Source organism: Paenibacillus sp. FSL R7-0340, from assembly GCF_038002205.1.
Taxonomy (GTDB): Bacteria; Bacillota; Bacilli; order Paenibacillales; family Paenibacillaceae; genus Paenibacillus; species Paenibacillus polymyxa_B.
Map to the genome: position 1 here is coordinate 4,882,867 of NZ_JBBOBY010000001.1, position 10,638 is coordinate 4,893,504.

The window sequence follows — 10,638 nt, forward strand, 5'->3', positions numbered from 1 at the left end:
CTCTTTTCATTTGGAATCAAGGTTAGAATTTACAGCCTCCGCTATTAGACGGTAGGAGTGAAGCCGCTGCTCATAATCGGGAATCGGTGTGACCAACAGAAACTCATCATTATCATATTTAATCTGCAAGCCGCGTAACCGTTCGGCAATATCCGACGGCGTTCCCACCAGCCAGCTGGCTCGCATTGCCGGGTCGCCCAATGAAATCTGACCAGCCCATTGCTGCGCCAGTTCATTCGTCAAGGCACATACTGCTCCTACAGCAACCATGGTACGTGGCTTGTCCATCCGGTTGGATGGCTGAAAGCTGGAGCGGTAAATGCTTAGCATTTCTTCCGTTTGCTGTTCACTCATAAACTGACCGAATACATAGCCTGTTGAATACTGGGCGGCATATTCGGCACTTTTTCGGTTTGTACCCAGCATCCACACTGCTGGCGGCTGTTCAGGCATCGGCCGGGCAAACACAGGCACCTGTTCATATTCGTAAGTACCTTCCAGCAAAGCCAATAGAGCTTCCATCGTCTGTGGCAGCTCCGTCACATGTTGAAGAAAATTACCGCTCAGTGCCATTGAAGCATGAGGTCCACCACCAGGTGCTCTCCCCAGGCCCAATTCGACTCTGCCAGGATATAGAGCAGCCAGCAAATGAAACCATTCCGCGACCTTGACTGGACTATAATGCGGGAGCAAAATAGCACCCGCACCCAGTTTGATTGTCTTCGTCACCGCCCCGATATGAGACAGCAGAACTTCCGGGCTGGAGGAAGCCAGCCCCTCCATATCATGGTGCTCCGAGGTCCAGTAGCGTGTATATCCCCATGCTTCTGCCTGTCTCGCTAGTTCACCAGCTCGTTGAACCGCCTGCTCCGGACGGTTACCGGGCAGCAACGGCACCATATCGAGCACACCGAGATTCAACCTTTTCGTAGATAAAGACTGAGATTGCATAGACACATTCCTCCCTCCTGCTATCCATTACAAACCAGTTCCTTCTACTATATAGGGGTAATTTAAAGGTCAATCCAGATCATAAATCGAACCCACCTTCAGGCCGTATAACTCATTATAGATTTTTTCAGCAAAAGCATCGGTCATGCCTGCAATATAGTCTATGACCATATGCTCCCATGTCCAGATCGGTTTCGCCTTGGCTTGGTCGCGCTCATAGCGCTGGAGCCAGTCGCTTGGAATAATAGATTTGGACGTTTCCGGGTCTAGAAAAGCTAACCACAGCCGTCTGAGCATCCACTCACTCCGTTTTTGCAGTCGCTGTACGCGCAGATCGCGGATCATCGTAACCCAAGCAAAGCTTTTCAACACACTCACAGTGCGCAGCATATCCAAATCTTCGCTTCCATCCCGTACGAAGGTCACCTTTTTCCAATTTCCATCCTCAATTACACCCAAGCTGCTGACAAACAGGCTGACCCAGTATGCCTTCACTTCACGGCGGGTACGGGAATAATCGTGTTCACACATCGGCATCTTGCCGTTCCACACCTTCAAAAATTCGCTCAGCACAGCCGCTACCTTCTGCTCAATATGAGCCAGTTGCCAGCCTTGCCAGAAGCTATCCTCCAACGTGGTGATTTTCTCCGTAATCAGACGAATTAAATACGGATCATATAAGAAGTGCTCATGTACCTCGATTTTCCCAGCCTTAATCCCGTCCTCCAGATCATGCGCAGAATAAGCGATATCGTCGCACAGGTCCATAAGCTGGGCTTCCAACGTTTTTTTACCATCAGGGATACCCCAATCCTCGCGGATGGAACGTATGTATTCCCACTCATGCAGGTACAACCCTTTTTTGTTCAGAATCCCCGGGTACGGGTATTTGTTGATCCCCAGTAACACAGCGTCCGACAAATTCAAACCATCCACGTTCTCACGCTTCTCCAAAAACATAATCAGCCGGAAATTGTGCGCGTTCCCTTCAAAATGCTCATAAATTTGTCGCTCACGCGCATAGGCCTCCTGTCCACGCTTGGACTCCGGTGTGAAGCCTCCGGCAGAGGATATCTTTTCTACCTTTGTTTCAATCAGTTGATCCAAAATCCCGTCCAGCACCTCTTCTCCCTTGTGTCCGAACGGGGGATGCCCAAAGTCATGTGCAATGGAAGCACATTCTACCACCTCAGGGTCAATGATCAGTCCTGCGTTATCTGCTTGTTCCAGCTCTACTTCGGGATGGCGGCGCAGCAAGCTTCGTGATGCTTCACGCGCAATTTGCGCTACCTCCAAAGAATGCGTCAGTCGTGTGCGGTAATAATCGCCCGTGCCTGCGCCAAACACCTGTGATTTACCCTGCAACCGACGGAAAGTCGGTGAATGGATTAAACGGGAGTAGTCCCGTTCATATGCGGCCCGTGAAGCGTCGCTTCGTGTCTGTTCCGCAAATTGCCGATGCTCTCTCTTGTCCTGCCATGTCATAAAGCCCACTCCCTACGTACTCAATTGGAGTGATTATACATTTTTTTTGCGCCTCAGGAAAGTTCACATGACTTTCAGCTGTAAAAGTTACTTTTAGCGTCACTGCGCAGTCGGATTGTGCTTTCGAAGCGAGTATCCTACGGAAAGCTCTTAATGTCATATAAAAAAGGTGTTCCCCAGCCATTTGATTCAGGCCAGAGAACACCCCTTTACTCAACTTTATATACCTCACCACTTTTGCTCTAACGCTTCGCCCTCGGGTCAAGCACATCCCGCAGGCCGTCCCCCATTAGGTTAAAGCCCAATACGGTCAGCATGATAGATACCCCCGGAAAAATAACTGTCCACGGCGCGTTCTGGATATATTGCCGCGAATCGGACAACATTTTACCCCACTCTGGCTCAGGAGGTTGTGCACCCAAGCCCAGAAATCCAAGCGCTGCCGCTTCAATAATGGCCGTTCCGATCCCCAACGTTCCCTGTACGATGATCGGTGTCAGGCTGTTAGGCAAAATATAACGGAGGATGATTCGTGTATTATTGGCTCCAAGCGCTCTGGCAGAAGTGATATACTCCTCCGTTTTGACACTCAGCACCTTAGATCGAACCAACCGTCCATATGTTGGCACATTGACAATGGCAATGGCATACAACGCATTTTCCAATGAAGGTCCTAGAATGGCCACAATGGCAATGGCCAGCAAAATCCCCGGAAATGCCAGTAAAATGTCGAATAGCCGCGAGATGACCATATCTGCCCATTTTCCGTAAAATCCTGCGATTAAACCTAAGGCTGTTCCTACAATCATTGAACCAATTACAGACAAGAAACCGACCCACAACGAGATTCTGGCTCCATACAGCGTGCGAGTCAGTAAATCTCGACCGAGATCATCCGTACCGAACCAATGCTCCGCAGAAGGAGGCTGCAAACGGCTCACCAAATTTTGCTCTTTATAGTCAAAAGGAGCAATCCACGGCGCGATCAAAGCAATGATGACAAAGAAGATAATAATGCTCAGGCCGACGAACGCCATTTTATTGTGACGAAAAGCCCTCCATGCGTCTCTCCAAGGGCCAGTCACGACAGGCAAATGAGCCAATGTGCTGCGTGTCGTCGGTATGTTGTTGGGTTCCATTGAAAATTGTGACATCGGACAAGCTCCCCCTTGAACAATTGGCGACTTGATTACTGATAACGGATACGCCGGTCGAGCACCGCGTACAGCAAATCGACAATCAGATTAATGATGACGAACAGGAACGCAATGATCAGAATTCCGCTTTGAATAACCGGATAGTCACGCGAGCTGATCGCTTCAAAAATGTACCGTCCGATGCCAGGCCAGGCAAAAATGGTTTCTGTCAGTACCGCGCCTCCCAGTAGTGAGCCAGTCTGAAGACCGATGACAGTAAGTACGGGGATCGCAGCATTTTTAAGCGCATGTTTGTATACGACTTGAAAAGATGCCAGCCCCTTCGCCCGAGCTGTACGGATATAGTCCGCATCCATAACCTCCAGCATGCTGGAACGGGTAATGCGCGCAATGACCGCCATTGGAATCGTTCCCAGTGCGATACTGGGCAGGATCAAATGCTTGATGACGGTCCACACCTGATCCATACGTCCACCTATGATCGCATCAATCACGGCTAAATGTGTCACAGCTTCCACCGGATCACGAGAATTCATGCGTCCGATGGAAGGAAGCCAATGCAGTTTATTTGCAAAGATCCATTGCTCCATCAAGCCCAGCCAAAAAATCGGCATCGATACTCCGACCAGGGCAATGACCATACTGACATAGTCAAACCAGGAATTTCGCTTCCAGGCACTCACGATGCCGGCGTTCATTCCGACTACTACAGCAAAAAACATGCTTGCTACTGTCAACTCCAGCGTAGCCGCCAGATAAGGAAGCATTTCCCGGGCAATCGGCTGCCTGGTGCGAATGGAATCGCCCAAGTCCCCTTGTGCCAGCTCACCTAAATAGGTCCCATATTGCTGTAACCACGGCTTATCCAGCCCCAATTGCTCACGTAGCGCCTGCTTGGACTGTTCCGTAGCCTTATCTCCCAGTATGGTTTCCGCCGGATCTCCCGGAATGGCATGAATAATGGAAAAAACGATGAGCGTCATGCCCAGTAATACAGGAATCAATATAGCCAGTCTTTTTACAATATATGAGTTCATATCCTATTCACCGCCTGCTTGCGTTTGGGCTATTCAAAATAAATATTTCCGTACGCTTCAATACCTGCCGGAGAAGGTACAAAACCCTTGAGGTTCGCTTTACCTGCCATCAGCGGTGTGCTATGAACCAATGGAATCCACGGCGCATCCTGTTTAATAATCACTTGTGCTTGTTTATACAGTTCCCCACGCTTGTTCTGGTCGACCTCAACCTGAGCCTTCACCAATATTTTATGAAGTTCCTCATTCACATAAAAACTGCGGTTATTGCCTGGAATCGTATCCTTGTCCAGCAATGTATAAAGAAAATTATCCGGGTCACCATTGTCCCCGTTCCATCCCAGCATATACAGATCATCCTTTTCCCCCGCCTTAACATCATCCAGATACGTAGCCCATTCCGGGGATTGGATGTTTACTTTGACGCCTATTTTTTCAAAATCGGCTTGAATGGCCTCTGCCACCTTTTTGCCGTCAGGCATATAAGGACGAGATACGGGCATTGCATAGAAGGTTAACGGCTCGGGAAGCCCGTTAGGAAAGCCCGCTTCCGCTAGCAAAGATTTAGCCTTATCCAGATCATAGGCGTAGTCCTGAATACTATCGTTGTACCCCCATAACGTAGGTGGCATCGGATTGACCGCAGGCTTAGCCTGCCCTGCAAACAATGCATCAATAATGGCCTGCTTGTTCACTGCGTGATTCAGTGCCTGCCGCACCTTGGGATTATTGAAGGTTTTTTTCTTTAAATTAAAGCCAATGTACGCCACATTAAAGGAGGGACGTTCAATTTTCACCAACTCGCTATTACCGTCTAACTGCTTTGCATCATCCGGGTTCAAATCCTCCATCAGGTCAATTTCCCCGTTTTGCAGAGCATTAAATCTCGCGGTATTGTCGGGTATGGAACGAACAATGATCTTAGCCAGCTTCGGCTGCCCCTCTTTCCAATAGTTTGGATTCTTCTCCAGCGTGATGGTATCGTTCCGTTTCCATTCCTTAAATACAAAAGGACCCGTGCCGACCGGATTACTCTTGAAATCAGCCTTTTTCTCCTGAATAGCCTTGGGACTTGAAATACTAAAGGATGGCATAGCGATATTTTGTAAAAACGGCGCCTGCGGCTTGTTTAGTGTAAACTGGACGCTGTTCGCATCTACCGCTTTAACCTCCTTAATCACCCTACTTCCTTCAGGACCGAACATAGAATCATAATAGTCAAACGAGTCACCTTCAAATTTGTATGGACTTTTCGGATCAGCCCAGCGGTCAAAGTTAAACACAACCGCTTCTGCGTTAAAATCACTTCCGTCATGGAATTTTACACCCTGACGCAGCTTGAACGTATAGACCAGTCCATCTGGTGATACTTCCCAGCTCTCTGCAAGCCCCGGTTGGATCTCCGTTGTGTTTTGCTTATATTCCAGCAGTGTGTCGAACACTTGCATTCCGATTTTTAGCGACTCGCTTTCAGTCACAATGGCAGGATCTAGCGCCACGGAATCTCCGCCGCGTCCATAAATGAGTGTGTCCTGCACGCCCTCTCCTGCTCCGCTTGGTGTTTTCCCTGCCTCTGGCTTTGCTCCTTCACCTGATCCCCCACAACCGGAAAGCGCCAAAACAGCTCCTAGCGCAAGCACCAGCAGAACGGTCCAGATTTTGTGTTTTGCATACTTTTTGCTCATGCAGCAAACCCCTTTCACACCTTATATATTGTTAATTCGTTGATACCGGATGAATGCCAATTCCTTTGGATTGACATGACAAGCTTGTCCTCAAGCTGTGGTCCCAAATTCCGAGTTCATCAAATAGGTGTAGTAGGACAGAAGTGTTCATAATCTAGTGGTGTAAGAGATGCTGTAGGGTAATGAATAGATGTGATGTAATAAATAGAAAGAGGAGTATGTGAGGTCGTGGTGAAAGTGTGATATATACTCACAAACAGTGAATATTATGTTCAAACAAAGTTGATTATTGGATACTTTACTATAAAATCTGGAAGCATACAAGGGGGTTTTTCATACATTACGATATGTTTTTATACATCATGTCAATTAATATTACAAACCAACTTACACGATCATATCAAATAAATACTCCTGCTTGGGGTCTTCAACCTCCAAGCAGGAGCATAATCTTACCTCAAAAATGTATTCAGCACCAAACCTACAGACACGGCTTGGGCTCCTTTTACGATAGAGAAATGATCGCCAGGCACTTTATGCGTGAACATTTCCCCCTTACAATACAATTCCCATCCTTTATATCCTAATTCCCAGGTATGTTCTGAAATAAACAAACATACAGGGGCCTTTACAGCTCGATCGGGCTGGTAGACATGCTGCATTTTCACCCAATGATTCACACTTTTAAAGCGTTCTAGTAATTCACTCCGTCCCAACTCATTAAATTCCGGTAGCAAGGGGAGTACACTGGCTGGAAATGCTCGCTTCCACTGCGAAAAATCCAACGTTTCTTCCATCCTCTCCAGTTCCTGAATATGGTGGTCCCAGTGATCTTCCTTGCCATACTTCAAAGGTGGCAGTGTGTCCAGAATGGCCAAAAGTTCGACACGTTCTTCTTGTTCTTCCAATTGTCGGGTCATTTCGAAAGCAAGCGTTCCCCCCATACTCCACCCCGCAACATAATACGGGCCTGTTTTCTGAATACTTTTCAATTGATTCACATATCGGTGTGCCGCTTCCTTCATCCCGGCTGTTTTATTTTCAGCAAGAATCGAAGCATCCATTTTTATGCCCCAATAATTCCAAGTAGCTGTAAGTCCGTTGACCAATTCCATGTAGCAACTGACATCCAAGCTTCCATCATGGATGAAAAAAAGGTGCTTATCCTGCGCTGTGCCGGGCTTTAAGAGAACAAGCGTGTCTGCTCTGGCTGGAAACACACTTCTTTCCTTTCCCTGCAATGCACTTGCCAGTTGGCGGATGGTAGGAAAAGTAAATAATTTGGTGAGCGGTAGGTCTATCCCTAACTCACGCAAAACTAGCGAAACCAGCTTGGTAGCCTTGAGCGAGCTTCCTCCCAGGGTGAAAAAATTGTCCGTTACGCCAATGCGATCCGTCGGCAGGTTCGTGGGCAGAACCATCGACCAGATGCGAACCAGTTCCTGTTCCAGTTCATTGCAAGGAGGGACATATTCATTTTCCCGCAGTGCTTCAAGATCAGGCTCTGGCAACGCGTTCCGATCAATTTTGCCATTCACATTCAGTGGCAAACGCGGAAGTCGGATCAGACAGGCAGGAATCATATAATCCGGTAAATATGTAGCCAGCTCCAGCCGGACTTCTGCCTGTGACATTTCTACGTCGGAAACAAAGTAAGCACAGAGGTATTTGATCCCGTCGCTGTGCTGACGAACAAGCACGACTGCTTCCTGAATCCCCTCTATATGTGCAAGCCGTGCCTCAACTTCGCCGGTTTCAATACGAAAGCCCCGAATTTTGACCTGGTGATCCATGCGACCCAAAAATTCAAGCGTTCCGTCAGCCAGCCATCGGGCACAATCTCCAGAACGGTACATACGCTCTTCTGGGAGCCAGGGATGAGAAACAAATTTGGCTGCCGTTAATTCCTCCCGAGCCAAATAGCCACGCGCCAATCCTTCACCTCCAATGCACAGCTCACCCGGCACTCCAATGGGCTGAAGTTGATTGGACGCACTCAGGATATAAAGCTGTGTGTTGGCGACAGGCTTGCCAATCGGCACGTTATGGTCATAGTCCTCCTGAATCGTATGGAACGACGTAAAAATTGTATTTTCCGAAGGACCGTAGGCATTGACAATCGTTAAATCCGGCTGGGCGGCGCGAAGGAGCTTCATATGCTGCGGAGACAAGGCGTCTCCCCCGGTCATGATCAATCGAAGTCCAGTAAAGATGGAAGGTTTCTCATCAATCAGCTGATTTAGCAAAGGAGCCGTGAACCATGCCATCGTGATTCCATACTGTGCCATCCTCTTGCCGAGTATGTCGGCAGATAAAAGCTCTTCTTTTTCAATGAGATACAAGGTTGCCCCGCTCAGCAGTGTTCCCCACAGTTCAAAAACCGACACATCAAAGGCCAGGGAACACGTCTGCAATATTCGATCCTCTTGCGTAATAGCCAACGGCCCTGGCTCTAACACTAGGCGAGCAAAGGATTGATGCTCAATCATTACACCCTTTGGTTGTCCTGTAGACCCTGAAGTATAAATAATGTACATCACATTGTGCGCCTGATTGCTGTCCTCCAGATTACGGGGTTCTCCCGTATAGAGACTATGGTCTGTGAGCAGTAACATGTCCACCCCAGGAAAGCGTCTAGTGCTGGCAGTCGGTAGAAGGCATATTTTCGCCTGACTATCCTGTAATAGATATTGAATCCGTTCATCTGGGTAGAGCGGATCAATCGGTAAATAAGCGGCCCCGGCCTTCAAAATAGCTAAAATACCAACAATCATCTCCAACGCAGGCGTAGCTAAAATACCGACGACATCTTCTGCCTGAACTCCCTTTTGCCGTAAAACCCGCGCCAATTGATTGGCACGTTCATTTAATTCATCATACGTTAGTTGCTTTTCTTTCCACCTCACGGCTGGATGGTCAGGCGTCCGTATCACTTGCTGTTCGAACAGTCGATGGATGGTTACCCCATGCGAATTTTTTTCGTATGCATTTTTGCTGTGGGTCTGATTAAAAGTATGAAGTAAAACGGTGCGCTCTTCTTCTGTAACCATATCAATGTCTTCAATCCGAATATCGGGTTGTTCGCCAATGATTTCGACAATTCTGGCAAAATGTCGTAGCATCCGGCGGGCGCTTTCCTCCGTAAACAACGCTTTGCGATATTCCAGTTCCAGCCCGATACCCTCCTGCATTTCGTATGCATACAAGGTGATATCAAATTTAGCGATTTTATGTTCAAAAGTATAAGGAGAAAACGTGACCTCTGTTGCCTGCACGACAGGCTGCGGTACATTTTCCAATACAAAGCAAGCATCAAATAAGGGATTACGACCACTGATTCGTTCAGGATTGACCTGCTCCACCAGCATATCAAAGGGGTAGTCCTGATGCTCAAACGCAGCAAAAGTTCGGTCTGCCACTTCTTCCAGAAAATCAGAGAACCGCTTGGTTCTCTGCGGTTTCTGACGCAAGGCGAGCGTGTTCACGAACATGCCCACAATCCCTTCAAACTCGGAATGAGTCCTTCCGGCGACAGGTGTTCCGATGACCAGATCCTCCTGTCCGGCATATTTGGACAGAAGGATGCTGTACGCGGCGAGTAGAACCATATACAACGTAACATTGTGCTGCAAGCATAATGCACGCAAGGAGTGAGCCGTGTTAGCTTCAATCGAGTACGATACGATCCCACCGCTGTAATCAGACCTTAAGCCTTTTTCATCCGTAGGCAACGACAGCAGAGGAACATCCTCTGTAAATTGGTTCAGCCAAAATTCACCCTGTTTCTGAATATGAATATCGCTTAATTGATCGTTTTGCCAGATCGTATAATCGACATACTGAAACTCTAATGGAGCAAGCTCCTGTCCCTGATATAGAGCCATCAGCTCTTCAAATATAATGTTGATGGTTACCGCATCCGCGATGATATGGTGGATATCAAACAGGAACAGAATCTCCCCATCAACCAAAGGTACAAGCTCAGCCCGCCATAGAGGGGCCTCGTTCAGATTGAACGGACGGATAAACTCGTTAACAAGCTTATCCGTACTCTGATCCGAACGTTCTCTATAGGGAATCGATACATCGATGGATTCATGGACGAGTTGTAAAACCTCGCCGTCCTTTTGAATAAAGGACGTTCGCAAGCCCTCATGACGTTCTGTCAGCCTACACCATGCTCTGTACAGCCGCTCTGGCTCCAGCGCTCCTTTGATGATTCGAATGCTGGGCATATTATAGATGATGTTAGGTCCGAGAAGATCATGAATCAGATATAGCCGTTTTTGCGCCGAAGATGTTTCATATCCTTCATAATGCATG

Annotated in this window: 6 protein-coding genes; all 6 read right to left on the reverse strand. The window is 47.9% G+C overall.

Going from position 1 to position 10,638, the window contains the following annotated elements; genetic code table 11:
* Nucleotides 1-6 precede the first annotated feature (6 nt).
* A complete protein-coding gene (locus MKX59_RS21875) occupies nucleotides 7-951 on the reverse strand; it encodes an MsnO8 family LLM class oxidoreductase (protein ID WP_023987409.1) in 945 nt (314 codons plus the stop codon).
* Nucleotides 952-1,020: 69 nt separating this feature from the next.
* A complete protein-coding gene (locus tag MKX59_RS21880) occupies nucleotides 1,021-2,436 on the reverse strand; it encodes a deoxyguanosinetriphosphate triphosphohydrolase family protein (RefSeq protein ID WP_023987408.1) in 1,416 nt (471 codons plus the stop codon).
* 242 nt (nucleotides 2,437-2,678) lie between these two features.
* Nucleotides 2,679-3,590, reverse strand: a complete 912-nt coding sequence (nikC, locus tag MKX59_RS21885) for a nickel transporter permease (RefSeq protein ID WP_023987407.1) — start codon at nucleotides 3,588-3,590, stop codon at nucleotides 2,679-2,681.
* 35 nt (nucleotides 3,591-3,625) lie between these two features.
* The gene (locus MKX59_RS21890) at nucleotides 3,626-4,630 is read right to left on the reverse strand and encodes an ABC transporter permease (RefSeq protein ID WP_023987406.1); all 1,005 of its coding nucleotides are present in this window, start codon (nucleotides 4,628-4,630) and stop codon (nucleotides 3,626-3,628) included.
* Nucleotides 4,631-4,659: 29 nt separating this feature from the next.
* Nucleotides 4,660-6,315, reverse strand: a complete 1,656-nt coding sequence (locus MKX59_RS21895) for an ABC transporter substrate-binding protein (protein WP_023987405.1) — start codon at nucleotides 6,313-6,315, stop codon at nucleotides 4,660-4,662.
* Between the two features lie 452 nt (nucleotides 6,316-6,767).
* On the reverse strand, nucleotides 6,768-10,637 hold the full coding sequence (locus tag MKX59_RS21900; RefSeq protein ID WP_023987404.1) for a non-ribosomal peptide synthetase: 3,870 nt from the start codon (nucleotides 10,635-10,637) through the stop codon (nucleotides 6,768-6,770).
* Nucleotide 10,638 lies beyond the last annotated feature (1 nt).

Coding starts and splice junctions, on each gene's coding strand:
- MKX59_RS21875 (WP_023987409.1), bottom strand. CDS start 951: ATGCAATCTCAGTCTTTATCTACGAAAAGGTTGAATCTCGGTGTGCTC.
- MKX59_RS21880 (WP_023987408.1), bottom strand. CDS start 2,436: ATGACATGGCAGGACAAGAGAGAGCATCGGCAATTTGCGGAACAGACA.
- nikC (WP_023987407.1), bottom strand. CDS start 3,590: ATGTCACAATTTTCAATGGAACCCAACAACATACCGACGACACGCAGC.
- MKX59_RS21890 (WP_023987406.1), bottom strand. CDS start 4,630: ATGAACTCATATATTGTAAAAAGACTGGCTATATTGATTCCTGTATTA.
- MKX59_RS21895 (WP_023987405.1), bottom strand. CDS start 6,315: ATGAGCAAAAAGTATGCAAAACACAAAATCTGGACCGTTCTGCTGGTG.
- MKX59_RS21900 (WP_023987404.1), bottom strand. CDS start 10,637: ATGCATTATGAAGGATATGAAACATCTTCGGCGCAAAAACGGCTATAT.